The organism is Thermococcus sp. M36 (assembly GCF_012027355.1).
GTDB lineage: Archaea > Methanobacteriota_B > Thermococci > Thermococcales > Thermococcaceae > Thermococcus.
This window is the reverse complement of the sequence record NZ_SNUH01000229.1, coordinates 1-431: the sequence shown is the minus strand read 5'-3', so window position 1 is coordinate 431 and position 431 is coordinate 1. Positions and strand designations below refer to the sequence as shown.

The following is a 431-nucleotide window of genomic DNA, read 5'->3' as shown; positions in this document are numbered from 1 at the left end:
GCGGCACCTGAATTAAGTTAGCCCCGTATTGTGCAAATGCAAAAACACCTACTGCTGTTAAACCATTGAAGCCTGCAATTACAATGCTGTCAATAGTTGCAGCTATTGACATAATTACCGTACCACTAAAAATAAGCGATTGCATGGCAAACATTTTCTTCTTAAACTTTTTAGTTACCCTGCTTACCGTAAAGCTTAGTGGTAATTTTTTAACCCATTTCAGGTAAATGAAAAGAAATACAAAAATGAAAAGGTATAAAAAAGCAAAGCCGTAAATAAATGTATTAAAGTTGATGAGTTTGAAATAGTATAACAGAATAAAAACGGTTGTAATAAGCCTTAATAAGGTTTCTTTTAAAAAATTAGAAATTACTGCTTCATTTACTGCCCAGCTAAAGCCTTCTAAAACAGAAAACAATAACATGCCCAAT

General features: G+C 32.5%; 1 protein-coding gene. It reads right to left on the bottom strand.

Translation table 11 applies throughout. The features are described from left to right. Window positions 1–431 (bottom strand): hypothetical protein (locus E3E36_RS12110; protein ID WP_206203695.1); only part of this gene is annotated, 431 nt, incomplete at both ends.